The following is a 24,956-nucleotide window of genomic DNA, read 5'->3' as shown; positions in this document are numbered from 1 at the left end:
CGCGATGCTGGGGGGCATGTCATTTCCAAGGAATCCCCAGAGCAAAAGGCCGCGTGCTGACACCTACGGCGACGTGCGTTCGGCAACAATTAACTGCCAGGCGCCGCTCTTCTGCTCTACGCACGGCTGACTGCGAGGTCGTGTGGCACAGTTGCGCGTTAAAGCGGTCGTTCGCGGCGCGCACCTTATTCTGAGCACAGGCAGACTGCCCAATGCATCGCACAGGGACTCGCGGCTGTTGAAAATCAGCTCGAGGAAATCCCCGCTCCAAGACTACAAGCAGGCAGCGCACTCACAACACCTGCTCGTTAACTCAACCATGCTGCACGAATGCGCCTCGTGTCCGCGGGTGCAGGATGCGCTATTGAGCGGCCATTGAGCTTTGCACTCCCTCCGTCGCTCTGGCGGAGCGGTCGGTCGACCCATCTCAGAAATCGCCAGCTAGCAGCGTTCGCGTGCACACGCACACCTTCTCGTCTGCTGGTGGCACACAACCCACCTTGTGAGGCTTGGAATGACACAATGAGTTTTTTGACCAACGGTTCATCGAGGCCATGATTCTTGAAGCAGGTTCGCTTATCTACAAGTCAGTTGACCCGAAGTACTATCGACCGGGCGAAGAGTTCGACACATCGACCTACAACTACGGCCTAGCCGTCACGCGCCGTTCCGGCCGAGAGCGCGCAGAGTTTGACCAGTTCATGAGTACCTCCAGAGCCACGAGACAAAAGCTGGGCAATTTCCTGACGCCAGCGCTATCACGGGTTGGAACGGGCCTGGAAGGCCGAAGGTACGGAGCTGCGTTTCGAGAGCATTTTCTAGAACGGGTGCGAGCAGAAGTCAGCCCTACGGCGCCGCGCCGAAGAGATGCTGTCTTTTTTGGCATGGAGAAGTCGGACGTAGAAAGGTTCTGTGAACTTGCCTCACCAAAGAACTGGGTATTGGTGACCGTGGAAGTGGTGCACTGCGACGCGATGTTCCTGGGGGACATGGCGCTGCTGGACGAGTTCGAGGTCTTTCAGCACGACTACACGCAAGCTCGATACATTGCTGAGCGCTATTGGCGTGGCGAGCGTGTTCAAGACCCGTGCCTTGAGTTGCTCGCACAAGGTCGTTTCAAGTGGGGCCGCTTGGTCTAGAGGGCCGAAGGGCCCTTTTGAGAGGGCCTGGCATATCTGCTCGGGGACCGATGCTACGCGGCGGACATGGAACTGAGTTCCGTGGGCGGGCACGCCGCCAGGGCAGTCGCTTAGTGCCATGTGCCATAGGTCTCGAATGCTTCCACCGAATGGCCAAGTATGCCGCGCCGGCGTCACGGGTCGTGTGACACAGTTCGGCCAGAAGCAATGACCACGAGGGCACGCAGCGAATGACCGCTTTCCGCTGAGTACGATGACCGCTTTGGGCCCAACACGGCTGTTCGCGACCCGGCCGCCGGTGGCGCGTGACCCCTCGCGCGGACGGGAAGATTCAATGTAGGGTGAAAACCCACCGGGAAATGCAAACTATGCTGAAGAACCAGTTCAACGTAGGTTGGTAGATTTGTACGCAAGGCCTTGATGTGCATGGGCCACCCAGGTTCAGCCCTGGTCGCCCATCGACAAGAGCTTTCAGCTACTGGAAGAACGCCCCTGGGCCCGCCATAGTCCGCTCTGGGCTTAAGTTCCGCAGGAGCAAACATGGCGACCGAGGACTTTGCTTTACCGCTCTCGATCTTCAGCTGTTTGTAGTCAGCGGGTTCGTAGGGCACAACGAACCAGCGAATCATTGAACAGCTGTACACCCTCGTAGTGGCCATCGGGCCAACGAACGTTGCTCCAATGGCACGTTGTCGTCCAGCCAGGTGTAGGTCACCATCCAGTTGCCTTCGGGCGGGGTGGGCACAGGAGATAGACCCCTCGGACATAAAGACGGCGCTGCCAGTGGAGATCGATCTCCATCAACCAAAGACCGGAACCACGAACCAGAACGGGTCAATCAAGGCCAAATTGCGAATGGTTGCCAGCGGCTGGGAGTAGGCTGCGTCGCGGCGCCGGCGGCTCGCCCTGCCTGAAAACATCCGTCACGATCCGTTGGTTCGCCCATAACATTGCGTCATCGCGCCCGCATCCCGCGCGGGCTGCATCGACAAGCGAGCCTCCCATGACCCCACCATCCGCCACCGAGATCGCCGTCGTCCGCCTGGGTGAAGGCGACACGGCCCAGTTCGCCATTGGCGCCCTCCCCCGCGCCGGGCGCCTGCCGTTCACCAAGGTGGAGGTACACGCGACGCATCTGACCGTGACCGGCCGCGACGGCGCCACCGAAGAACTGGGTTCGGACGCCGAGCCGCTCGCCCCGGAAGTGATCGAACAACTGTTGTCCCCCGAGGGCCTGGTCTTCGCTGAGCTCGACCAAGACACTGGCGTGCCCCTGGCCATCGAACGCATGAAGGGTTGAGGGCCGGCAGTGATGGAAACAAGCATTTTTGGCGGCACACCGCCAGCAGTCGAAGTCGAGGTCCGCGGCAAGAGCCCCAAGCTAATGCGGGCGGCAGCACTCTTCGCCACAGGCCTGGCTGCTACCGCGGCGATGATGGGGCCTGGAGCCCACAGGATCGGGGAGGTCATCGCTGAGATGGCGTCCCGCAGCGAACAGGCCAAGCAGGCTGCGCCGGCGGCGACCGCTCCAGGCTCATCGCCGACGGCTGCAACCGATGCGGCAGTAGCGCCGGCTCCCGCGTTCACGGTGACTGAGACGGATCGCGCCCGCGTGTTGATCCTCAGCAGGCCCGTGCCATCGGACACAAAGGCCGCGGCCGAGATGAGCCGCTCCATCTCAATCCCGAAGGATACGAAGGTCGAACTGCCATCGGCCGAGCAAACGAAGGTGCTCGAGTACGGGCAGTTCGCCCCTATCGCCGCCCGCGTCTACAACAACGCCACCAAGCAGAAGGAGACCCATTGGACCTTGCACCCTTGGGACGTCGCGCGGCTGGCTGACCAGGCGTCGGCCGAGCTGTATCAGGAACGCCGCATCCGCGTGGAACCTCGACTCATCGCTGGTGCCTACTACACCGAGAGCAGCGGCGTCGTGCAAGTCGGCTTCGATCGCAAGGGCGTGGAGCTGCTCAACCAGGGCATGAGCACTGCGGCCGTCGTCGAGAGCGGTGCCAAGGCCAGCTTTGGCCTCTTTCAGATCGATCAACAGCACCCCGGCGCCACGGACCTGGATCCGGTACGCGGCGCCAAGAAGGCCGCCGAGTTCTTGGCCGAAGGCCAGGAGAATCTGAAGCGCTACCCGCAGCTAGGGATGATCGCGGTCTCCGCCACCTACAACGCCAGCAGCAGCCTGCGCGCGAAAATCTTCGCCGGCGCCGAGCTGAATCCGCGCGAGCTCGAGTCCTTCGAAGGCGTGCGCGATCACGCCGCAAGCATGGCCTACGGTGCCGCGCTCTACGACATCGCGCATCGGACATACCAGCAGCACCTGGCGCAGGCGCACAAGATGGGCGTCCCGGTTGCCGTCGCGGCAAACACCGCGAAGCGCGCCGATCCTCTGAAGGAAGAACGCGTCGACGCGATCTTCGCTTTGACGGGGCGCAAGCTGGAGAACCCGGTGGCAACGGCCACGCCGCCGGCGACCGTGGCCCCCACCGTACCGACCGCACTCGTCGTCGCCGCGGTAAGCCCGTCGACGATGTCGCCAGAGCGGGTTGCCGCTTCGGCTGTCGCCGCACCCGACACAGGACCCAACAGCGCTACACCGGCCAAACCGTCGCTGCGAGAGGCCGTCAAGGCGGCGGCGCCCCCCGGGCAAATTCATCAGAAGGCCGCTCCGGCTAACCACGGTGCGGGCGCGGCGCCTTCACCGCGCGAATATGGCGCCGTGCAGCCCGTCGATCAATTCATCCTCGGGACCGCCTCAAGGTCGGACGCACGCACCCCAACCCCTGAACGCGCAATCGTCGTCTCGCCCCAGGGGCCATCAGCAGCGCGCACAAGGGCGGCACTGGACGCCTCGGTCAGCGAGTGGAAGAACGGCGCGGCATCCCTGCTCGGCAGAGTCGCCGCCTTCCATGAACAGCGCACGCGCGAAATGGCGCAACAGCGCGAAGCCCCTTAGGCCGGAAGCGATTCGCCTCTCGGCGGCGGTAGGTCGTCAGGCGCGATTGTTGCGAAGATTGTTTCGCGGCGAAACAATGAGCGAAACAATGACCCGTGATCGGAGGGCTACCCAGAAACCCGGACCAGCTTGAATTGCGGGGATTGCTCACCGCGCACCGAGGTCTGGATGGCCGCCACCTTGCCCGGGACCACCGACCCGAGCACTTCCTTGTCGATGCGCATCTTCCGCACGGTGCCGTCGAAATAGAGCGAATCCAGGCCCAGCAGAATCTTGGTTCCGCAGTTGGCCAGAAAGTCCTCCGAGAAGTGCGTCGGACTTTGGCTCGCCGCGATCAGCGCGATGCCGAACTTGCGAGCCTCCTTGGCCAGTCTGTCGAGTATGTTGGTGTCCTTGTCGGCGAAGAACTGGTGCGCCTCGTCGACCACGATCACGTCGCGCAGCTCCGCGGCGCCCTTGACGATCCCTCGTTCGCGCGCGTGCTCGAAGATCTCGGTCAGCCGAGTCCAGACGAACATCTTCTGCTCGGTGCCAGAGAGCGCGGTAAGGTTGTATCGCCACACCGGCGCCGTGTCATCGAAGGGCGGCTCGGCGCTGCGATAGATCCCGCTGGCGACGATGGTCTCCAGGCGGTTGACGATCGACCGCATCGTGTCGAGGGTGTCGTAGCGGATGAGGGCATCGAGTTCCTTGCCGGTCGCGATGCCCGCGACGTACTCGCTGAACGACTCCATCACGCCGTCCGCCCCCTGCTCAACTTCCTTGCGGGCTTCTTCAACATCCTCGCCATTGCCCAGTCCTGCGCCGAACTTGCGGGCCTTCGCCTGCCAAGAGACCACGCGCTTGTTGTGCTCCTCGAGCAGCCGCGTCGCCTTCGTCCCGCCGCCGGTGGTCAACGAGCGGAGGCGAGTCTTGGCGAACGCGGCTGCGTCAGCGAGGGATGGATAGTGTTTGCCAAAGCGCTTCCTGGGGTAACGCTCGAGCGGACCTTCGTGGCGATCGGTCCACCAACAACGCGCGTCACGATCGAACTGCAGCGCGAGTCCGGCCGCGCGTGCCGCATCCTTCGCGCCGTCCTTCGATTCGAATGGGATCTCCAGGTAGATGCGCCCTTCGCCCGGCGGCGTCTCGCCCGGCTCTTCATGCCAGGTCGAGGCATCGTCGGCCCGGAATCCATGCTGCGCGAAGAGATCCTGGAGCAAGTTGCGCAGCGATGCCACCTGCCGATCGCCCATCGGTGTGCGGCTGGCGTCGTTCACCATCTCGATGAACGCCTGGATCCTCTTGCGCACGCCGCCGTAGTGCGGATTCGATGAGAGCTTGAGCGGGTTGATGCCGTAGGGCGTCGACTCCGAAAAGATGACGGTCGACGCATCGTCCAACTCCAGGTCGCCGTGCACGTCCATCAGGTGAACGCGCACGTTGCGCTGCGCTCGAATGATCTGGCGGACGATTCTGCGCAGCGTAAACGTCTTCCCGCTGCCCGACTTGCCGGCGAGCAACATGTGGCCGTTGACCGCGTCGGCCTCCGACCAGGCCACCGGGACCTGCTGCCCGCGCTGGAGCAGCGGGTCATCGAACCCGAAGATGATCCGCATCGCGCTTGGAGACCCGGCAGCCGCCGCAACGGGCGTCAGCGGCCTCGAAGTCAGTTCGACATCGGAAATCGCCACGGAGAATGCGCGACCTAGTATTTCGAGGTCGGCCCGGCGCCGATTTCGGGTGCGACGCGATCGCTCCGAGCCTCGTCAAGCATGAGTGCGAGGTGTCCGCGCGTCTGCGGCACCGACAGGCCCTGGTTGGGATCGGTGAGCAAGAGGCGCTGGGCCATCTCGGGGTCGCTCGCGAAGAACTCCTGCCGGTCGTCGATCACCACGATCTCGGCGAGCGTGACCTCGGGAACGTGCGCCTCCCGACGCGCCTCATTGATCCAATCGAGCGATTGCCGGATGAACTCGGGGGCGGGGGCGTTCATATCCACGAAGTAGGACGAAGGCTGGAGCACCCGATCATGGAGATCGCCAAGCAGACTGGCCAGGGTCGCCTGGCCGAACTTCCTGCGCCAGGTCGAATGCACGAGGATTGCCACGTCGGGCCGATCCGCCAGCACGTCGGCCAGGTGGTCAAGCCACACCAGCCGCCGTTGAGCCTTCATCTGCACCGCCAGGAGCGGTCCGCTCACAGGGCCGTCGGCAATGTGGATCGCGTCCGACGCGCGATGAAGAACGCCGTCGAAGTCCAGGCAGAGGATCGTTTGGCAGGATAACTGGAGCGGCGGCATGAGCATCTTTATTCGTTCGCTGGATTGCACCGAGACGGACGTATTGTCGTCACATCTGCCCTACTTCGAGCGGAAGATTTCTCCCCAGCCCCGATTTTCGACGGGCCGTCACCCGATTCGGGAGCACGAGGGTCAGCCAAAATGCTTCGTTCAGCCGGTATTGTTGCGCCGATTGTTCCCCAACGAAACAATACGCGAAACAATCGCACGCAAACCCGTTCTACTTCCGTAGCATGACTCTTTCCCAAATGAAAGAGGCGCCTCGATCCCGGCGGAATGCACATGGACCTGAATCTGATCACCGACCCGCATAAACGCGAACTGGCCTTCCACATCGGCATGGCAGGGACGCAGGAAGGCATCACGATCGGCGCGCTGATGGAGAAGTGCTCGACGGTTCAGGATGTCGCTTCGGGTATCGAGCGCACCGCCGTCTGGCGCCGCCTGAAGCAGCTCGCTCAGGAAGGACTGGTGCAACTGATCGACGCCGGCAGCCGCCGCAGTGCCTTCTACATCCCCACGGACGGTCTGCGACGCGCTGCGCTCCACATGCACTTCGAGTCTCAGTCGTCGAATCGGCAGCGCGTAGCGTACGACCACGACCTCCTGGACAGCTACATCCCGAATACGAGCCATTACCTGCGAGGAAGTGAACTGGCCGCTCTGCACGCCGCGTGCGCGCCGGGAAGCTGGGAGCGCGGCCCGCGACAGGACCGTGAGATGCGGCGCTTCATGAGCGACCTCTCCTACGCTTCCAGCCGCCTGGAGGGCGTCGACTACGGACACCTGGCCACGAAGAACTTCTTCGAAGAGGACTCGCCCATCACCAACCTCGCGCCGCGAGACCGGAAGGTACTGATGAACCATCTCCAGGCGGCCAAGTTCATCGTCGAAGGCATCCACCATCCGAGTCGCGAGGGCGATGTCGGGATCACCGAACACGACATCCGAAGCGTACATGCCATCTTGTCCAGCGGCCTGCTTACAAACCCGATGCGCCAGGGCGCCATGCGTGCCACCGCGGTACGGATCGGCGATAGCAGCTACATCCCGCCCACCATTCCGGCCGAGGTGAAGCGCCTCTTCAGCGTGGTCGTGCAGAAGGCCGCACAGGTGGCCGATCCGTACGAGCAATCCCTGTTCCTGCTAGTGCACCTGCCCTATCTCCAGCCCTTCGATGACTGCAACAAGCGGGTCGCACGGCTCAGCACGAACATTCCGCTCCTGCGAAATGGCATCCTGCCAATCAGCTGGCTGGACGTTAACAAAGACGAGATGGAGCTCGGGCTCGCAGCAGTCTACGAGCAGCAAGACCCGCGGATCCTCGCGGAGGTGTACGTCCAGGCCTGCCACCGCTCATTCGAGAGCTTTTCGATCACCCAGTCCGAGCGCGACCCGGATGGCATCGACCTGCGCTACGACAACGAGCTGCGCCTGGCCGTGCGTCACCGGGTTCTTGAAGGTGGCGACGTCAACGCGCCTGCAAGCATCGACCTGGCCGATTCGGCCGAGTTCATCGACCGGGTCACCCAGATCGTGAACGCTTGCATCCAGAACCCCTTTGTTGGGGCTGCATATGGCCTTCGGGATGCAGACATTGAGCGCTTCGTTCAGCGTCCTGAATCGGAGGTCGAGCAAGCCGGCGAAGGGACTCGCCCGGTGGCATAGGGGAGCCGCCCCGACCTTGCGCCGAGGGGGCGTTCACTCAATGAACCGGGCCTGCTTCAAGCTTCATGGCGCGGCCATCGCCCTGTACCGCCTGTACTCGTTGGCGGCGGCCTTATCCCTCAGGTCTGACCGAAGCTGGGCGAGCACCCTGTCTTCCTTTTCCCTTGACGCGCGAAGACGCTGAGCGTCGGCGACATAGCTCGAGCAGTCGGCCTTCGGAATCACGCCGATGTTCGGTCCGCGCTCCGTGATCATCCTCTCGATCTCGGTCGCGGAGACGTTGCTGCCCGGCTGCACGAGCGAGTCCACGTAGTAGGCCGACGCCTTGATGAAAGCGATTGCCGCGGCCTGGGGGGCGCACTGAGCAACCGAACTGCGCAGGTTGGCCTCGAGCTGCACGAGCTTGTCGAGATCCATGCGAGCGCCGCCGTCTGCCGCAGCAGCTGTGATGCCGAAGGCGGCCAGTAACGTGCCCGCGACGATAGCCCCCACCTTATTCACGGTTGCGTTCATTCTCACGAAGGCTTGCATCAGTTGCCACTTTCATTGCCAGCCGGGCGCCGACCTGCCATTCAGTGCGACGCGACGTATAGCTCGTGCGGCGAGGGATCCGGCCTCGCGAACACCTGCCGCATTCGGGACGCTTCTTCGGCGGGGCCGCGGCCGAACATCCGCTTGAACTCACGACTGAACTGGGACGCACTCTCGTATCCCACCTGGGCACTCGCGAGAGAAGCGGTCACCTCATTCCTGACCATGATCAGCCTGGCTTGGTGAAGGCGCGTCGCCTTGAGGTACTGGATGGGCGATGTCGCTGCGACCGCCTTGAAATGCGCGTGAAAGGAGCTAGGGCTCATGCCCGCCTCTTCCGCCAGCTGGCCTATGTCAAGCTTTTGGTCGAAGTTCGCATGAATCGTCCGAATCGCCTTCGCGATCTTGGCGAACTGACCTTGCCGAGTCAGCGCAGCCCTCATCGAACTTCCTTGCTCGCCAGTGAGAATGCGGAAATAGAGTTCGCGCACCAGGTAAGGACCGAGGATTGTGGACTCCAGCGTGGAATTCATCGCCTCGAGAAACCGCAGAACGGTATGCGCTACACGCTCATCCATGGGCGTGGACATCAACCCCTTCGGGGCCGCTTCCTCGGCAGCCCCGTACTCGTCGAGCTTCATCATGAGTTCCGCGACAACCTTGAAGTCGAGTCGAAAGTAGATCGCGAACAAGGGCTCTTCTGCCGAGGCGTCCGTGTCCATCGAAAAAGGCACGGGAACCGAGACGGCCAAATAGTGCTGCGCATCGTAGAGATAGACCTCGTCGCCCAAGAACCCGCGTTTCCGGCCTTGCAGAACAATGACGAGGCCTGGTTCGTACAATACCGGTGCCCTGCTCAGTGCGCGATCGGATCTGAGAATGCGGACATCGGGCAGCAGCGTCAGGTTGTAGCCTTCAACAGGCGCCAGCGGCTTCACCAGATTGATCATCTGCCTCTGCACGGCCTCGACCGGTAGCGATGTGGATTGCATATGGAAGTCGTTTCGTTTGTGCATCTATTCGGCCACATCGCGCGCGGCGGTCCGATCGCTTCGTAGTTATTGGCAAGCTATATGTGCGACTCGGCATATTCCTTTGCTGGTTCGATCTCTACGATCAGGCTTCCACCATCAAAAGAGCCGACCATGACCCAATTTCAACCTAAAACGTTCCTCATTACGGGCGTCAGCTCCGGATTTGGACGAGCGTTTGCGGCAGCAGCACTCGCAGACGGGCATACAGTGTTCGGGACCGTAAGAACGGACGGCAGCAAGGCTGCGTTCGAGAGCACTGCGTCGGGACGTGCACGCGCCGTCGTGCTCGACGTAACAAATTTCGACGCGATCAACACCACGATTCCCAAGCTCGTGGAAGAGCACGGCCAGATCGATGTCCTGGTCAACAACGCTGGTTATGGTCACGAGGGGACGCTCGAAGAGTCCGACCTCTCGGAGATGCAGCGCCAGTTCGACGTCAACGTCTTCGGCGCGGTGGCAATGATCAAGGCCGTGCTGCCGTCGATGCGTACCCGTCGCTCGGGACACATCATCAACATCACTTCGATGGGCGGCTTCATCACAATGCCCGGTATTGCCTACTACTGCGGGAGCAAGTTTGCGCTCGAAGGAATCTCCGAAGTACTTGGAAAGGAAGTCGCCGGGTTCGGGATCAAGGTGACCGCGGTTGCGCCTGGCTCCTTCAGAACGGATTGGGCCGGCCGCTCGATGGTGCGCTCCGATCGAACAATTGAAGACTATGACTCGTTGTTCGACCCGATCCGGCAGGCAAGGCAGACGAAGAGCGGTGCACAAGCCGGCGACCCTGCGAAAGCGGCCCAGGCCCTCCTGGCAATCGTCGCGCATCCTGGTCCTCCGGCACATCTGCTGCTGGGCAGAGACGCGCTCGAACTTGTAAGGTCCAAGCTCAAAGCCATGACCAGCGAGATCGACGCATGGGAAACTCTGACAAGGTCAACAGATTATGAGTAAGCCCGACACGGCCGTAGTCGGACGACGTGGCCCATGCGGCTCGTGTTGAGCACGCATTCATTCCGGCTCAATCTTTGCCGCTTTGATCACCCTGCTCCACTTCCTGGCTTCCACTGCTTGAAACTGAACCAATTCCTCGGCGGTGGTGGTCCACGGGTCTGTACCCGTATTGTCAAAGAACGCCTTGGCGTGCGGGCTGTGTACCGCATCGACGAGCAATTGGCGCAAACGAGCAGTCACCACGGCCGACGTCTTCGCGGGCGCATAGGCTGCGAACCAGTACCCGATGTCGTAGCCCTTGACCCCCGCTTCGTCAAGCGTGGGTACCTTGGGCAAGACGTTCAGTCGTCGCTGGGTCGAGGCGCCCAGCGCGCGCAGTTTTCCCGACTCGATCTGCGGTATGCCTGTGACCGTGTCGATCACCATGAGGTCAATCTGGCCACCGAGTAGGTCGGTCAGGGCCTGCGGATTGCTTTTGTATGGCACATAGAGAATGTCCGTCTGGCTGAGTTGCTTGAGCATCTCCCCAGCGATGCGACTTGACGAATTGCCTGCGCCGAACGACAGCTTGCCGGGTTGGGAGCGCGCCTTGTCAACTACATCGGCCACGGACCTGTAGGGAGAGGCAGCGGGCACGACCAGCACCTGTCCGCCGCGACCCAACGCGGTCAGTGGTGCGAAATCAGCCACTGGGTCATACGGGAGCTTGCGGTAGAGGTAGGGGTTGGCAACTTGCGTCGTATTGGTGGTAATCAGGACGGTATAGCCGTCCGCTGCGGCACGCGCAGCAGCTTGCGCCGCGATGAGCCCACCTGCACCGCCGCGGTTGTCAACGATGACTGGCTGCCCCGTCTTTTCCGTGATGCCAACGCCGAGCGCACGTGCCAACTGGTCAGTAGCGCTGCCGGCCGCAAACGGCACGATAAACGTGACGGGCTTCTCGGGAAAGCGTACCGACTGAGCCGCAGCAATTGCGGAGAATCCTATACTCGCCAGAGCGATGGCGACCCTTCGATGGATCTTCATGATTGTCTCCTTTGTAGACTTGATACAGGACGTCGCGCTTGGCGACGGTCGCTCAACGGGCATTTGCGAGGAATGCGGTCACCGTGGCCTTGTGCTCGTCACCGCAAAGCAAGATTGCTTGCATCGATGCAGCCATCTCCAGGGCGGCCGGGAGCTCGCTTCGTGCGGATTCACGCACGAGTCGCTTGGCCATGCGCAATGCCATGGGCGGCGCCGACGCGACCTTTGCTGCGAACGCCGCGACCTCGTCCGCCAAGCGATCTTGGGACACCACGCGCGAGACAATGCCGTGCGCGAGCGCCTCATTGACGTCGATGAATTCACTCGTCAAGGTCATCTCCATGGCCTTGGCCGGACCCACAAGACGCGTGAGGAACCAGGCGCCGCCGATGCCCGATACCAGACCTAGACGCAAGAAGCTTTCAGCGAACTGCGCGCGTTCTCCCGCGATGCGGATGTCGCACATCAGTGCGAGGTCGCATCCAGCGCCGATCGCCATGCCGTTTACCTCAGCAATGGTCGGGATCTCGATGGTCGCCAAGGCGCGCGTCAGGCGATGCAGTGTCGCTTGCAACCTTTCGCGCACGTCCGCGACAGAACCGGCCATCAGGTCACTGCCTTCGCGCATGTCCTTGACGTTGCCACCGGTGCAGAAATGCTTTCCGGAACTCCGGATGACCATGCAATGCACCGACTTGTCAACGGCTGCACGCTCGAGCGCGTCTGCGAGCTGCTCCGTCATGGCGACAGTCATCGCGTTGCCCATTGCGGGGGCGTCGAGCACGACGTTCAAGACGGAGCCGGCTTTTTCAATGCGTACGAGCGCCGGAGGGGGGAGTTTGTCAGTCATTGACGATTGCGGGCCCAATGGCCGAAGTTTGAATTGAGGAGGAAGACTCGCTCGGGACATCACTGTCCACGGCGGCAGCTTGGCTGACTGCCCCGCAGGAAACGAGTGCGGCGATCTCGTCGGCGGTGAGGCCGTATTCGCTCAGGACGCGGGTGGAGTGCTCGCCCACCCTGGGCGGCGGCATGTAGGGCGCATCGCTGCTCTCCACATCGCCCAGCGCAAATCCGGGCATGCGTACGATGCCCGCCACAGGATGGACTACGCTGGTCTCAACGCCGCTATGGCGGTATTGCAGCGAGCGTGTGACTTCGCCATAACTCGCGATGGGCGCACAGAGAATATCGACTGCTTCGAGTTGCTCCATCCAGCCGGTGGTGGACTGCAACTTGAATGATTCCGACAGCAACTCGTTGAGTGCCGCGCGGTTGTACACGCGTTGCGCATTCGATACGAAGCGTGGGTCTTCGAGAAGCTCCGGGCGTCCCAGCAACGTGCAGAGGCGGCGCCAGCGCTCAGGCTGATAGGCCGCGACCATGACCCATCCGTCCAATGTCGGGAACGCTTCGTTCGGCGAGGCATATGGCGCAGCGCTGCCCGTTTTCTGCGGCTCGTCTCCGCTTGCCAAGAAGAATGAGAGGCCAACTTGCTGAAGCATCAGCGTGGCGTTGTAGAGGCTGATATCGATGTGCTGCCCCTGCCCGGTGCGCTCGGCCTTACGCAGCGCCGCGAGGATGCCGATGGTCGCGAGGTATCCGGTCGCCATGTCGGCGATCGGCACCGGCACCTTCGATGGGGGTGAACCTGCCGTACCCAAGGTACTCATCAGTCCCGTTACGGCTTGGATGACGCCATCGACGCCGGGCATGTGGCGCTGCGCTCCCGATTGCCCGTAAGCTGATATCGAGCAGTAGACGACGCCCGGACTCAGCTTTGCCACTGCAGCGTAATCCAACCCCAAGCGCGCCATGACGCCGGGCCGGAAACTTTCGACGATCACATGCGCGCATGCCGCCATCTTCATCACGGCTTCGCGCGCGCCCTGGTGGCGCAGGTCCACCGCCAGACCGCGCTTGTTGCGGTTGACACTCAGGGAAACAACGCTTTCTCCGTTGAGCCAGGGCGGCCCGATGGCGCGGCCGAGTTCACCATCAGGTGACTCAACCTTCACCACGTCGGCGCCCATATCGCCAAGCATCATCCCGCACACAGGGCCTGCCACCACATGGGAAAAGTCGATGACGCGGATACCCTGAAGCGTGTCTCGTAGCATGGTTTGTTGTCCTGTGCCCCGCACCCAAGTTGCTTGGCTGCTGAATTGACATGAGCTTAGGATCCCCCGCCGAGGCCAGCAAACGACATTTCATCTCTCGTATTTGACTTTTTGTTAACAGGCTAGGATGCTCAGAGGAGCATGAATCCGCTACCGCCGTTGAACCCGCTCAAGTGCTTCGAAGCCACGGGGCGGCTGCTGAGCGTCACCAATGCGGCGACGGAACTGTTCGTCACTCCGGCCGCCGTCAGCCGGCAGATCAAGACACTCGAGCGGTTTCTCGGCGTCAAGCTTTTCAAGCGGATTCCAGGCGGGCTCGAACTGACGATCGCGGGCGCGCGCTATCTCTCCGACGTCACCCCCATGTTCAGTGCGCTGCGCGACGCCACAAACGTCGTCATGGGTGGGAGTTTTCGCCGCCATTCGCTCAAACTGAGGTCGCCTGCGACGTTCGCGGTTAAGTGGTTGATCCCCCGCCTGGCCTCGTTTCATCGCGAACATCCTGACATTGACGTGCAGCTATCGACGTCTCCAGCACCGTTGCGCTTCGATCGCGAAGATATCGAGGCGGGCGTCCAGCTTGGTGACGGCCAATGGCCGAAGACAAAGGTTCAGCGGCTTGTGGCGAACGAACTCGTGCCGGTGACGGCACCGCGCAATGCCGCGGGATGCAAGCCACTGCGCGAGCCCGAAGATCTCAACAATGAGACGCTGCTGCATTCGATGGCTCGACCCGACGACTGGCAACTCTGGCTGCAAGCATGCGACGCAACGCACGTCAATGGATATCGGGGCATGAAGTATGAGACTTCGCTTCTGGCTTACCAAGCTGCAGCTGAAGGTCATGGCGTTGCCATTGCGCAGAAAGCATTTGTGGAGCGCGAGCTCGCAGCCGGAGTGCTAATTGCGCCGTTTGACTTCGTTCTTGACCGGAAGGCGCACACCTACTACTTCGTCTGGCCCGACAATCGAGCTGAGTCGAAGGCACTGGCAGCTTTCAAGCGCTGGCTCGCGGAAGTCGTCTGAGTTACCGACACCGTATTCAATGACTGGGTGGCATGAGCAAAGTCGAAGCCCGCCAGGTCACGGTAGTCCGGGAAGCGCGCCACTTTAACTGGTAGGCCATCGAGCGCCCCTCACGCTCGGCCGTCTCGGCCTTGAGAAGTTGCGACAGGGCGAATCACGAGGCGAGTCTTACATTACGTCGGGTCGACGATGAGGGCCGCCTTGTACTCTGCTTCCCACACCAACAAGCCGTCGGCATCGGCGTATACCCAGTCGCCAGGCTTGAACGTCACATTGCGAAACGCACGGCGATGTCGCGTTCATATGGCGCCGATGTCGGCGAACTGCGGAGCGTAGTACACAGGGCCTTAACTCTGAAGTCGTAGGTGCCAATCTCCTCAACATCTCGAATCGCTCCGAAACGATGTCACCCGCCCAGCCGTTGCGAATGGCAATGGAGGCCATGGTACCTCCGAACAACGCGATGATGCGTGAGTCGCGCAGGTGTCGCTTCAATCCACCCGAGCGCCAGATTCGAGGGTGGCCTTCTGCCCTCGCGCGTGTCGATCGCCAGGGAGAGTTCGTCCAGCACGAAGCTTACCGGCGCCAAGTCCGCGCCGCCGAGCGGCGGCTTGGCGTGGAGCGCGTACCGGCCGCGGATCAGCCGGTACTCCAATTTCAACCCCGCGGGGCGTCGTGCTGGCGAGGCGCCGCAGCGATCGCGGCTTCGACCGCCTCGAAGGCCGCCTGCGGGCCGAGCCGGGCGATCAGGAATTGCACCTGGGTGTCCACGCCATCATTGTTGACGTCCGACGCGTTCATCGAGATCAGGTCGAGATCCTCCTCGCGCGCCTGCGTTGGGACTGCCAGGTCGGCCGCGGAATGCACCGCCTCGTCCAGCGCCTCGGCGTCGAGCTGAGCATCGCGCATCATGGCGTTAAGAAAGCCCACGATTTCGTCGTTGCTGATGTACAGCCAGGATTGAACGTAGGCGCCTTGCGCAGGCAGGTTGGGATCGTCTTGCGAGATGTTCACCTGCGCGTTCGAGTCGACCTCGAGCTCTCCGTCGCGTTGGCCCATCCGCGCGTACTCGCGGAACACATCACGAGCCAGATCGCTCTGGCTCGCAATCTTGGGCGCTGCCGAGATGAATCCAGTCTCGGAGGCTTTCTTCAGTGCAAACGCTTTGATGTCCTCGTAATAGCTGGCCGCTGGTTCCTGGCCGGCGGTGAGACGACGCGCGAAGTCCGCCTGGAACTCACCTGCCCAGGTTGCGAAAATCTGATACCGGTCACTCGCGTCTGTGGGCAGCGCCAGGTCTGCACGAGCGACGGTTTCGGCGATGTCGATCAGCGGCTCGACGAGCGCTGCAGGAAGGACGTCCTTCGGCGTTGCGGAGGCGACACCCTTCGCAAAGGCCTTGCGCACCACATCGCGCCACTCACCGAGTGATGGAGTCGGGCCGGATAGCGCTGCCAAGAGTTCGTCACATTCGGCGTTCGAGAGTTCGATGGTCTGGACGGGCATGGTGGTTCCTCTTAAGTGATCTGGGTGGATCCGCCGCGACGCTCGCGGCGGTGTCTTCATTCAGGCCGCCGCGCGCTCTGCGTTCGGCTCGTCGTTCGCGGCTGGGCCATCGGCTTCGGCGCAGTCTCCCGCCAACGCGGGCTCCGGCTCGCCGGGCCCAGGCGCGGCCGCCGCGGCTGCCGAGATGGCCTGGCGCACCTGGTCGCGTCGCTGCGCGGTCTCAGCGCGGATCTGGGCGAAGTACTCGCGGCCCACTTCCTTCGCGAGGGCACGCTGCTGCATGCCTCTGGCGTAGATCTCCAGGCCGGTGCCGTGCACCAGTAGGCTCAGGGCGCGGTCCAGCAGCGCCGGCTTGGTCGGGTCAAAGCCGAGCTTCACCGCGACGTAGCCCTGCGGGATGCCCGAGGAGGAACCGGCGGTTGCCTCATCCCCGATGTCCGCCCGCCCATTCAGGCCGACCGCGGCGCGCCCCGTACCAAGACGGCCGTTGCGCGACAGGACGCCGAGGGTGACGTTGAGCGGGTCACGCGCCGGAGTGGCGCGCTCGCCCAGCGCGTCCTTGCGCATCTTCACCTGCTCGCCGCGCATCAAACGCAGCGCGCGCCGCGCATCCTTGGACTTGGTCAGAAGCAACAGCCCCTTGTCGTTGATCAGGACGCCATAGGGCTTGTTGGACGCCATGAACTCGGTCTCGAGCATCAAGCCGTTCGCGCCCTGCGCTTCCACCAGGCGCTTCACGAAGGGCTTGATCTGGCCGCCCCACACGCGCATCGGCATGAACTGCGCGCCGACGTGGCTCATCGTTGCCGGTAGCAGAACGCCGCGCTGGCGCATGCCCTTGTCGTCGGTGTAGATGATCGAGCGGCCGACGCGCGACTTCACCGACCAGTCGTAGGCCATGTACATGTTTCCGCCCAGGACGTAGCCCGAACGACGGTGTTGGCCGACAGGCGCGAGGTCGAATTCGTCGCGCGCCCATGTAACGCGTTGATTGCTCTCCCCGAGCACGTGCGCGAAACGCCAGCCAGGTTCGTCGGGTCGCTGGTATTGAGACGGACGAAGGCGGGAGTAGGCATTGGTCATCAGGGTGCCTGCAACTTCGCCCTTCTTCAGGTCTCCTCGCACCTCCGAGAGCAGTGCCCGCAGCGAATACTCGATTGGGCGCTCTTCGCCCGGGAACACCACCGCGATCTTCCACTTGTGCGGCAGGATCAGCTCGCGCGCCTCCGTCGGCAGCTTCATGTTGAYGATCACGCCAGTCTTCGCGCGCTCGATCACAACGCCGTTGCCGTCAACCTTCGAGTCTTCGTGGAAGAGTCCGCCAGGCACCAGGCCAGCGATGTGGTCCTTCAGCCATTCGGCGCGCAGATGCGCGCGCTGCGCCGGCGGGTTCGTGAGCACCGCCTCCTCGGAGTTGGTCATGCCTGCCGCCACGGCTGCCATGCTGACGATGGCCTTCATGCCGGCGTTCAGCTTGGCCACGACCTCCGGCTTCCAGAAGGCCCGGCCGGTCTCGTCAAGCTGGAAGTGCCCGCCCTCGGCAGCGAGCATCTCGCCGCTCACCGTTGCGGCAGCGACGCACGCCGTCCACGACATCGGCTTCAGGTCCACGTTGAAGGCAATCTTCTTGATGTAGACCGGCCGATCGAAGGCGGAGAGCAAGTCGTCCTGCTCGGTCGCGTCCCCATCCTGGTGCCCGCCGGCGGCCAGGTCGCTCACCTCCATCGTGGTGGGGGCGGTCGTCGCGGGAGCTTCTTCGGCGGCTTCGGGGGCCGCGCCGGCCTCCGTGGTCGTCAGAGCGTCGTTGATCAGTGCCTCGACCATGTTCGCGCGCTCACCGGACGTGTCGCCGAAGAACACGCCCGAGAACTCCTCCTTCGCGCGCCAGTCGTACTCGCGCGTCTTCAGCGGGTTGGTGCCCAGCAGCTCGTGGCGGTTGAAGCTCTCGTCGAAGCGGTTGAAGAGCTGCTCGTAGACCTGGCGCTGCTCGGACACCTTCAAGAGGGGCAGCCGCATCAGGAACATGTTGACGGCTGCGACACCCGGGATCTCCAGGAAGTTGTCCGGCAGGGCCAGCTTCTTCGCCACCAGGGGCTCGTCCTGGACGTAGCTGCGCACAGCCTCCAGGCCGATCGAGTTGAAGAGGTCGGGCACGTCCTTGATCAGCATCGCGTTCTCGCGGCTCGACCGGACGTTGGCGCTCATCTTCTCCAGCTTGCGGTTCTGCATCATGACGAAGCGCAACTCGCCGTAGATGCCGGTCGTGCAGGTCTCCACAAGCGGGAACGTGACCTGGTCGTAGCGATTCACCCGGCCGATCAACTGGATGCGGTCGGTGACGTTCTCGGGGATCTGGTGCTCGAGCAGCACGCGGCGCGAGCGGTCCAGAAACTGTGGCGACGCGTGCATCGAGGCCCCGGTGGCTGCCGAGCGGTTGATCAACAGCGCCTGGATCTCGCCATTGTTGAAGGCGCGCTTGACAGCGTTGACCGCGCGCTTGCTGCGCAGGCGCGGCACGACCTTCCACATCGGGCTCTCGTTGGGGTTCGGCGCGCCGGCAGCAGACATTCGCTCGAGCGAGAAGGACCGGCCGGTGATCTCGCCCACGCTGATTCCGGCGTCGCGCAGCTTCTGCTCGATCACGTCAAACGCGGACACGGGCAGCTCGGGGATCGCGTTGATCAGGCGTTCCAGCTCGGCAACCCCATCCCGGAAGTGCTGGCGATCGGCGTCCGTCATGGCGGGGAGATCCAGGATAGATACGGTTCGGCGCGCCGATACGACCTTACTGCCCCGCTCGGCGGACTCCTCGACAACCGGTGCCGCGGCAGCCAGCGCCTCGTCGAGGTTCACCGCGTCGGCATCGTCGGTCGCGGCAGCCTCGCCGTCGGTCTGGCGCTGCAGGTTGCGCAGCAGACGGGCTTCGCGCTGGGCCGCGACCATCTCGGCGGACGGGGCGGGCTGCTCGCCCTCCTCGCCTTCCGCGTTCAGTTCAGCCGCGGCGCGCGCGGCGGCGTCCGCCAGGGCCGGAGCGTCCTCCACTGGCTCCGCGGGGAGATCCTCTTCAGTGATCTCGCGTTGGACGACGGTGGTGAGGCGCGGCATCAGCACTGCACGAACAGCGTCACGGATCGTCGGCATCTTGATCATTGACGGCAGGCCGCCGGCAGTACTTGGAGCAGCCCCGGCGGCTTGGGCCTGCGCGTCAGCCTGCGCCATGAGCATGCGCGTGAGCGCCTCATTCGTGGCTTCCGACACGATGACCGGCTTCAGGCCGGCGCGGATGTGTTCGATCGCGCGGTCGGCGACCTGGTCTGCGTTGAGCGCACCTTGTACGGCCTTCATCACCTGGTACAGCACCGAGCCCGTGCCGAAGCTCGAACTCATGATGTTCGCCCGGGCAACCGGCGTCTGCGCAGCCGCGTTCGTCTGGTCGACCATAGCCGCGCGAGCTTCCTTGGCCTTGCGAAGCACGCTGACCGCCTCGCGGTTGCCGCGCATGAAGATCTGCGACATGTCGCCGGCCAGGTAGGTTGCGGCGCCCAGCGCTTCGGCGACCGAGTCGCTCACGCGCTCGTTGTGGGCGCGGCGTTCCTCGACCGTGTAGACGCTCACGTCGAGCTTCGAGAGATCGTGTTCGCGGCGGATGAGCGCGCCTTCGGAAGCCAGCATCGAACTGAGCACTTCCGAGAAGGACTCACCACCCTTCTTGATCGCGGCCGCCAGGGAGGCGACATTCACGCTGTCCGGCAACGCCCGCTGATAGATGTGCAGGTTGTCCTCGGTCTTGCTCCAGGTCGCCGAGGCGTATTGCACTCGCTTTGCGAGCCTGGCCATCTCGGAGATGTGGCTGGCGATCTGACTGTCCGAGCCCGCAGCCACATGGGCCTCGTCGAAGATGATGAGGGCGTTGCCGAGCTGGTTCTTCACCCACTGGGCCTTGTCGCTCTCGGCACCGGCGATCTGCGAGTACGTCAGGAAGCAGGTGTTGAGCCCCGCCTCTTCCAGCTTCACCCCACCATCCACCATCGATTTGGTGCGTGCGGCAGCGAAGCCCTGGGCCAGCACCACCGGTGGTTCGCCTGGCCCAGGCTCCCAGGTGATCTCGCCGTCCGTGTTCATCACCATCGGGCGGACCCGGTCCCACTCGCCGATCGCCTTCAGGTCGCGCGCCAAGTCGGAGAACAGGTTTGCCTTGTCCGTCACGAAGAAGACGGGCTGGTTGCGACGCAGCGCCCAGGCCATCATCGCGGCGAGCTGTCGACCCTTGCCGATGCCGGTTTCGTCGGCCAGGATGCTCGCGTAGCCTTCGAGCTGGCGCACGATCATCATGGAGATCCCATCTACCTGCTCAGGCGACAGACGCTTGGCCAGGGCGTTCCCGCCCCAGCCGAGTTCGCGAGTAACGAGCTCGTCGACCTGGCCGTAGAGCGACTCGATGCGGGTCATCGTCGCCTGCAGCGGGGCCTGCATGTTGGAAGGGACCATCGTGCGGGCTTCGCCCACGCGCGAGAAGGCAATGTAGGGGCGCTGAACGCGGCCCTCGAGTGCCGCGCGCTCTACGTCAACGCCCTGGGCCTCGGCGTCCAGAACCTCGGCGCGGGCCATTGCCTCGTCGACGGCCGTCTTCAGGTCGTCCCACGACGAGATGACGGGCAGGCTTGTGATCGGGGTCGCCAGATCCGCCCGGCGGTTGACCACCGAGAGGATACGCAGGCCAGGGTTGTTCTCGGGAACGCCGGCCTTGCGCGAGAGGATCGGAGCGGTCTCGAATGCGCTCTGGATCTGGTAGCGCTCGTTGACCATCTGCAGGAAGTTGCGCGAGGCGACCGACAGCTCGCCCGGCACTGCATCGGCAGCCAGGACGATCACAGCGCGCCCACCTTCCTTGAGCGAGCGCAGCGCATTGATCGCCAGCATGTAGTCCGTGCGGCGGCCGTCATGACTGAGCACGGGGTCCGCATTGATGAACATCGCGTCCGCGCCGACCTCACGGCCGGGCGAGAACTCCCCGTCTTGCCATTCGGTACTGGCGCGCAGGTTGACGACGCTCGAGAGCGCCGACATGTCCTTGGTGCCGCGGTAGGCGCGAACAGTGGTGCCCTCCGGCAGGAAGGCGAAGCTCGCGCCATCGAACGCATTGGGCACCACCACCGTCAGGCCGTCGGTATCGCCCAGCAAGCGTTGGCTCGCCACCGAGATCGGCGCCGGCATCGTGCCGGTACCGCGCAGATGCCCGCGATACGGGGGCAGCATGTCTGTCAGGCGCGCGGACTCACCGTAGGCATCCTGGGCCACCTCGAAGCCGTCGCGCAGGTAGCGCAACAGCGACGTCTCGATTGCGGCGTGCACCTGGTCGTGCTGGTCGATCGTGAAGGCCGGAGCCTTCTCGCCGTTCCTGGTGCCGTGCAGAGCTTGCAGGAAGCGATCCATGTCCTCGCTGTGCTGCACTTCGCCCAGGACCATCGAGCGCACGAAGCCGTCGGCGCACTGGACCATCGACAGCGTGCGGAACTCCGCGGTGCCGTCCTTCGGCAGGCGCAGGAACACGTGGGGCTGGCTCGCGTCGGATTCGTCCACGCGAACCTCCGTGCCCTGGCCGGTGACCTTGATCACGTAGCGTGAGCCGGCGGCTTCGAAGACTCGTTCGCCGTCGGAGTTGCGCCCCAGCAGGATCGCGTTGTTGATGTCGATCGCCGCGGCGCGCTCTTCCTTGCTCGCCGGGCGCTCATCGGGCTTGCGCGCGGTCTGCAGGTTGAGCATGTAGCTCTCGGGCGTCATCTCGCGAACCGCGGCATTCGGGAAGACCGACCGGAAGTCCGAAGGCTTCGGACGCTCGCCGGCCTTCACGCGGCGAACGAGGTACTTTCGCGCGCCGCCTGGATGGAAGCCAAGCTCGGCGATCGACCTGTTCCAGGCAGGGTTGAGGTAGGACAGGCCGGTGACGAACAGGTGCAGGTGCGGATCGCCGCCCACCTCGATCGTCGCAATTTTCAGACGCGCACCAGACGCATCGTTGAGGTCAATCCACTTTGGCATCGCGCCCTACTCTCAGAGAATGGTGCGCACCCTCTGGGCGGCCCGGGAATCCGGGAGCCGAGGGGTGCGGCTTGTTCAGGGAAGGATCAAGGAGAAACTGGATTCGTTCGGAATCCGAAGGAGCCTGGCGGTCCCGTCAACCCGCCAGTCTTCTTCCCGGCCTCTCAGCCGCGGGGAGCAGCTGCGGCGGCGGCTTCGTTCAGGTCGATGCCGTCTTGCTGGTCACCTTCGGCAGGGGCCTGGCTCGAGTTGTGCGCATGGCCGTCCTTCTCCTTGTAGAAGCTCTCCAGACCAGCCGCCGTGAACACGGCGATGTTGTTGATCTCTTCCCAGTCGAGCTGGTCCTTGCCCTGGAAGCGCACGGTCTTCGCCTTCGGCAGGCCGGCCGGATTGCCTTGCTCGTCGACCATGATCTGGCCGTCTTGGCCCGCGTACATCGGGCTGAACTTCGCCGAGGTGGCCGCGCCGGCCGGCTTCACGCTGATGAACGAGCGGTCGCGATCGAACGGCTGACCGTCGCCGATCTTCTCGCCGGCGCGAACCTGGCTCACGTAGATGTCGATCGGGCCGTCGCCATGCGACAGCGCATTGGCAGCCAGAAGGCCGATCACGGTGCGGCCGAGTTGCTGGTCCAGGCGCACCTTCACGCTCTCGCCGTCCGTCAGACGCACGGTTGCGATCGGGTACTCGACCGGCTGCTGGCCGGGCGCGGTGTACGAGTCGGTGCCCACCTTCACGCTCACGACGTTGCCAGTCAATTGGCGCGCGAGCTCGTGCTGTCCCTGCTCGTTCTTGTACAGGAAGCCGGCGAACTTCAGTTCCGGGTTCTTTTCGATGTCGGCGGCCGACAGGTGCTTGTTGGTGCGCTCGACCAGCGAGATGAAGATCAGGTTCTTGCGCTCGGCGGTGTTCTTGGTGATAGCCATTTGTTCAGCTCCTAAAAATGAGAACAAAGATGAGACCGCACACGTTTCGAATGTTCGCGAGGCTTGTGCGGCCTCATCTTTGGCCACGCGAACACGTTTGGGGATGGAGCGCGCCTATCCGCGCGGTGTCTCCGCCATTGGTTCCTCGGCGAACTCGTCCGCGGCTTGTGATTCGCTCTCTTCCTGCGACTGGGCAACCAGCGGGAAGTGGGTGTCGACGTAGCGCTCCATCTCTTCCTTGAGCGCCTTGTCGATCTTGAACACGTGCTGCTCGGTCAGATACGCGTCGAGGTCGATGCCGAATTCGTCGGCATGCTCGGCCAGCTTGTCGGGGTCGATCTTGTCGGCCTTGAACTGCTTCAAGTCGACGCCGAGCGACTTGAGGTGAGCGGCCATGCGCTTCTCGTCGTAGCCGTCCTTCTTGACCACCTTCGCGATCTGTTCTGCTGTCAGGTCGGCCTGGACCTTCTCCGCATCGATCTTCACGTTGGCGGTGAGCGCGCCGGCGCCAGGCAGCACGATCTTGTGACCATCGAGCTTGCGGTTGCTCAGGCCCAGAATCAGCTCTGCCCGCAGCTCCTTCGCGCGATCCTCAGCCGCCTTGGCCAGAGCAGAGACGTTCGCCATGCGTTCGGCCAACTCGGCATGCTTCGCCACGAAGCCTGCGGAATCAGCAAGCACCGGCGTGCGGATGTAGGGCGGCGGCGCGTTGCGCATCACGCAGTCCCACGCCCAGTTGCCGCCGTCGCGCACCAGTTGCTTGAGCTCCTCGCTCACCTCGATGACGTCGTCCTTCAGGCGCCAGCGGGCCCAGTCGTACTGGCTCAGCATCAGGCCGTGGAGCTCGACGCCTTGCTCCTCGCACAGAATCGCGCCCTGCGCGAGCTGGCAGCCGTACTGGAAGTGGATCTCCGCGTCGTCCTCGACCTGGCTCGGCGCCTTGTAGTCGATCAGCCACCGCGACATCGGGCGCGCGGCAGCCATGGGCCGCGTCTGCGCGAGAAGCTTCGATGGCATGAGGACCAGGTCGTCAGGGCTGTAGCGCATCCAGGGCAGCGAGCCCTGCGACGCCTTCAGCGCCTCGAATGCGGCCATGTCGCGATGCGCACCGTACTTCTTGTAGAACTTGCCCGCGTGGAAGTCCTCGTTCTCGTGACCACGCGTCATGTGCTCGTTGGTCTCATCGGGGATCTTGCGCATGAGCTTGCCCAGGACGATGTCGCGAGCGCTGGCCATGTGGTCGGCACGGACGCCGTGCTGGTTGCGAACCAGGACGCCGATCTCCGAGCCGCCGAATCCGTTCAGCCGGATCGCGTGCCAGATGGCTTGCTCGCCATGGAGTTCGACCACGCGGCCGATCCACTGGCGGGCGTCCGAGATCTCGATCAGGTCGCGCTGCGGCAGCGCGTCAACGAGCTTCCACACCTTGGCGGCAATCACGGCCTTCTCTTCTGCGCTCGGCTTGCGGTCCAGATCTTCCATCTCGATGACGTCCTCTATCCGTTGCTGGTGGCGCGCCGGTCGATCGACCACCATCGTTGTTTAATTGTTTGCGAGGATAGCTTGGTGTGGCGGTTTTCTGATTTTTGTTTGAGCGTAGTAATGTGTTGCTATGGCGCAACGAACATTAATGTGATGTCCTTGGCGTCCACGCCAAGAAAGTCGGCCTGGCTATGCGTTGGCGCGCTTGTGGCGCTCATGGTGAGCGGCCGTGTGCATGGCACTCAGGCTGGGAGGCTTA

At 63.3% G+C, this 24,956-nt stretch carries 17 protein-coding genes and 1 pseudogene; 6 read left to right on the top strand and 12 right to left on the bottom strand.

Annotation, left to right across the window (positions count from 1 at the left end; translation table 11 throughout):
• Positions 1–554 precede the first annotated feature (554 nt).
• The 3 genes from AC1DNF_RS25235 to AC1DNF_RS25225 all read left to right on the top strand — a co-directional run bounded on the left by AC1DNF_RS25235 (position 555) and on the right by AC1DNF_RS25225 (position 4,104).
• Positions 555–1,139, top strand: a complete 585-nt coding sequence (locus tag AC1DNF_RS25235; protein ID WP_478151388.1) for a hypothetical protein — start codon at positions 555–557, stop codon at positions 1,137–1,139.
• Between the two features lie 1,003 nt (positions 1,140–2,142).
• The gene (locus AC1DNF_RS25230) at positions 2,143–2,439 is read left to right on the top strand and encodes a hypothetical protein (RefSeq protein ID WP_478151387.1); all 297 of its coding nucleotides are present in this window, start codon (positions 2,143–2,145) and stop codon (positions 2,437–2,439) included.
• Between the two features lie 12 nt (positions 2,440–2,451).
• The gene (locus AC1DNF_RS25225; RefSeq protein ID WP_478151386.1) at positions 2,452–4,104 is read left to right on the top strand and encodes a hypothetical protein; all 1,653 of its coding nucleotides are present in this window, start codon (positions 2,452–2,454) and stop codon (positions 4,102–4,104) included.
• A gap of 107 nt (positions 4,105–4,211) precedes the next feature.
• Here the strand turns inward: AC1DNF_RS25225 and AC1DNF_RS25220 are convergent, their stop codons facing one another.
• Entirely contained in the window at positions 4,212–5,777 is a 1,566-nt protein-coding gene (locus AC1DNF_RS25220; RefSeq protein ID WP_478151385.1) for a helicase HerA domain-containing protein, read from the bottom strand.
• Positions 5,778–5,791: 14 nt separating this feature from the next.
• Entirely contained in the window at positions 5,792–6,385 is a 594-nt protein-coding gene (locus AC1DNF_RS25215; protein WP_478151384.1) for an HAD domain-containing protein, read from the bottom strand.
• 276 nt (positions 6,386–6,661) lie between these two features.
• Here AC1DNF_RS25215 and AC1DNF_RS25210 point away from each other — a divergent pair, with 276 nt between their 5' ends.
• Positions 6,662–8,053 carry a Fic family protein gene (locus AC1DNF_RS25210; protein ID WP_478151383.1) on the top strand — a complete coding sequence of 464 codons (1,392 nt, stop codon included), beginning with the start codon at positions 6,662–6,664 and terminating at the stop codon, positions 8,051–8,053.
• Positions 8,054–8,116: 63 nt separating this feature from the next.
• On the opposite strand, the gene AC1DNF_RS25205 is transcribed toward AC1DNF_RS25210, so the two are convergent.
• Both AC1DNF_RS25205 and AC1DNF_RS25200 read right to left on the bottom strand, forming a co-directional pair.
• Positions 8,117–8,584, bottom strand: a complete 468-nt coding sequence (locus tag AC1DNF_RS25205) for a hypothetical protein (RefSeq protein ID WP_478151382.1) — start codon at positions 8,582–8,584, stop codon at positions 8,117–8,119.
• Between the two features lie 41 nt (positions 8,585–8,625).
• On the bottom strand, positions 8,626–9,576 hold the full coding sequence (locus AC1DNF_RS25200; RefSeq protein WP_478151381.1) for an AraC family transcriptional regulator: 951 nt from the start codon (positions 9,574–9,576) through the stop codon (positions 8,626–8,628).
• Positions 9,577–9,729: 153 nt separating this feature from the next.
• On the opposite strand from AC1DNF_RS25200, the gene AC1DNF_RS25195 reads away from it, so the two are divergent.
• The gene (locus AC1DNF_RS25195) at positions 9,730–10,572 is read left to right on the top strand and encodes an oxidoreductase (protein ID WP_478151380.1); all 843 of its coding nucleotides are present in this window, start codon (positions 9,730–9,732) and stop codon (positions 10,570–10,572) included.
• Positions 10,573–10,629: 57 nt separating this feature from the next.
• Here the strand turns inward: AC1DNF_RS25195 and AC1DNF_RS25190 are convergent, their stop codons facing one another.
• From AC1DNF_RS25190 to AC1DNF_RS25180, 3 genes are read right to left on the bottom strand one after another with little or no spacing between them, the layout of a single operon-like run.
• Positions 10,630–11,598, bottom strand: a complete 969-nt coding sequence (locus AC1DNF_RS25190) for a Bug family tripartite tricarboxylate transporter substrate binding protein (protein WP_478151379.1) — start codon at positions 11,596–11,598, stop codon at positions 10,630–10,632.
• A 52-nt stretch (positions 11,599–11,650) separates the two neighbouring features.
• Positions 11,651–12,448: an enoyl-CoA hydratase-related protein gene (locus tag AC1DNF_RS25185; RefSeq protein WP_478151378.1), complete on the bottom strand. Its 798-nt coding sequence runs from the start codon at positions 12,446–12,448 to the stop codon at positions 11,651–11,653.
• On the bottom strand, positions 12,441–13,718 hold the full coding sequence (locus AC1DNF_RS25180; protein WP_478151377.1) for a CaiB/BaiF CoA transferase family protein: 1,278 nt from the start codon (positions 13,716–13,718) through the stop codon (positions 12,441–12,443). The genes AC1DNF_RS25185 and AC1DNF_RS25180 overlap by 8 nt, the downstream gene beginning before the upstream one ends.
• A gap of 141 nt (positions 13,719–13,859) precedes the next feature.
• Here AC1DNF_RS25180 and gcvA point away from each other — a divergent pair, with 141 nt between their 5' ends.
• Positions 13,860–14,744, top strand: coding sequence for a transcriptional regulator GcvA (gcvA, locus tag AC1DNF_RS25175; protein ID WP_478151376.1), 885 nt, complete (start codon positions 13,860–13,862; stop codon positions 14,742–14,744).
• 29 nt (positions 14,745–14,773) lie between these two features.
• Here the strand turns inward: gcvA and AC1DNF_RS25170 are convergent.
• From AC1DNF_RS25170 to AC1DNF_RS25150, 5 genes and pseudogenes are all read right to left on the bottom strand, one after another.
• A pseudogene (locus AC1DNF_RS25170) lies at positions 14,774–14,892 on the bottom strand (ATP-binding protein); the annotation flags it as partial.
• A 509-nt stretch (positions 14,893–15,401) separates the two neighbouring features.
• The gene (locus tag AC1DNF_RS25165) at positions 15,402–16,250 is read right to left on the bottom strand and encodes a hypothetical protein (RefSeq protein ID WP_478151375.1); all 849 of its coding nucleotides are present in this window, start codon (positions 16,248–16,250) and stop codon (positions 15,402–15,404) included.
• 60 nt (positions 16,251–16,310) lie between these two features.
• Positions 16,311–22,289, bottom strand: coding sequence for a strawberry notch C-terminal domain-containing protein (locus AC1DNF_RS25160; RefSeq protein WP_478151374.1), 5,979 nt, complete (start codon positions 22,287–22,289; stop codon positions 16,311–16,313).
• Between the two features lie 164 nt (positions 22,290–22,453).
• On the bottom strand, positions 22,454–23,215 hold the full coding sequence (locus tag AC1DNF_RS25155) for a hypothetical protein (protein ID WP_478151373.1): 762 nt from the start codon (positions 23,213–23,215) through the stop codon (positions 22,454–22,456).
• Between the two features lie 114 nt (positions 23,216–23,329).
• Positions 23,330–24,751: a YqaJ viral recombinase family protein gene (locus AC1DNF_RS25150; protein ID WP_478151372.1), complete on the bottom strand. Its 1,422-nt coding sequence runs from the start codon at positions 24,749–24,751 to the stop codon at positions 23,330–23,332.
• Positions 24,752–24,956: the final 205 nt, after the last annotated feature.

The sequence above is a fragment of the Variovorax sp. 01T432 genome (assembly GCF_056398605.1).
This window is presented reverse-complemented; position numbering and strand designations above follow the sequence as displayed.

What these genes read in the sequence shown, in the direction of transcription:
- AC1DNF_RS25185 (WP_478151378.1), bottom strand. Translation starts at nt 12,448, where the DNA reads ATGACTGACAAACTCCCCCCTCCGGCGCTCGTACGCATTGAAAAAGCC.
- AC1DNF_RS25230 (WP_478151387.1), top strand. Translation starts at nt 2,143, where the DNA reads ATGACCCCACCATCCGCCACCGAGATCGCCGTCGTCCGCCTGGGTGAA.
- AC1DNF_RS25195 (WP_478151380.1), top strand. Translation starts at nt 9,730, where the DNA reads ATGACCCAATTTCAACCTAAAACGTTCCTCATTACGGGCGTCAGCTCC.
- AC1DNF_RS25150 (WP_478151372.1), bottom strand. Translation starts at nt 24,751, where the DNA reads ATGGTGGTCGATCGACCGGCGCGCCACCAGCAACGGATAGAGGACGTC.
- AC1DNF_RS25190 (WP_478151379.1), bottom strand. Translation starts at nt 11,598, where the DNA reads ATGAAGATCCATCGAAGGGTCGCCATCGCTCTGGCGAGTATAGGATTC.
- AC1DNF_RS25155 (WP_478151373.1), bottom strand. Translation starts at nt 23,215, where the DNA reads ATGGCTATCACCAAGAACACCGCCGAGCGCAAGAACCTGATCTTCATC.
- AC1DNF_RS25165 (WP_478151375.1), bottom strand. Translation starts at nt 16,250, where the DNA reads ATGCCCGTCCAGACCATCGAACTCTCGAACGCCGAATGTGACGAACTC.
- AC1DNF_RS25215 (WP_478151384.1), bottom strand. Translation starts at nt 6,385, where the DNA reads ATGCCGCCGCTCCAGTTATCCTGCCAAACGATCCTCTGCCTGGACTTC.
- gcvA (WP_478151376.1), top strand. Translation starts at nt 13,860, where the DNA reads ATGAATCCGCTACCGCCGTTGAACCCGCTCAAGTGCTTCGAAGCCACG.
- AC1DNF_RS25225 (WP_478151386.1), top strand. Translation starts at nt 2,452, where the DNA reads ATGGAAACAAGCATTTTTGGCGGCACACCGCCAGCAGTCGAAGTCGAG.
- AC1DNF_RS25235 (WP_478151388.1), top strand. Translation starts at nt 555, where the DNA reads ATGATTCTTGAAGCAGGTTCGCTTATCTACAAGTCAGTTGACCCGAAG.
- AC1DNF_RS25180 (WP_478151377.1), bottom strand. Translation starts at nt 13,718, where the DNA reads ATGCTACGAGACACGCTTCAGGGTATCCGCGTCATCGACTTTTCCCAT.
- AC1DNF_RS25205 (WP_478151382.1), bottom strand. Translation starts at nt 8,584, where the DNA reads ATGCAAGCCTTCGTGAGAATGAACGCAACCGTGAATAAGGTGGGGGCT.
- AC1DNF_RS25200 (WP_478151381.1), bottom strand. Translation starts at nt 9,576, where the DNA reads ATGCAATCCACATCGCTACCGGTCGAGGCCGTGCAGAGGCAGATGATC.
- AC1DNF_RS25210 (WP_478151383.1), top strand. Translation starts at nt 6,662, where the DNA reads ATGCACATGGACCTGAATCTGATCACCGACCCGCATAAACGCGAACTG.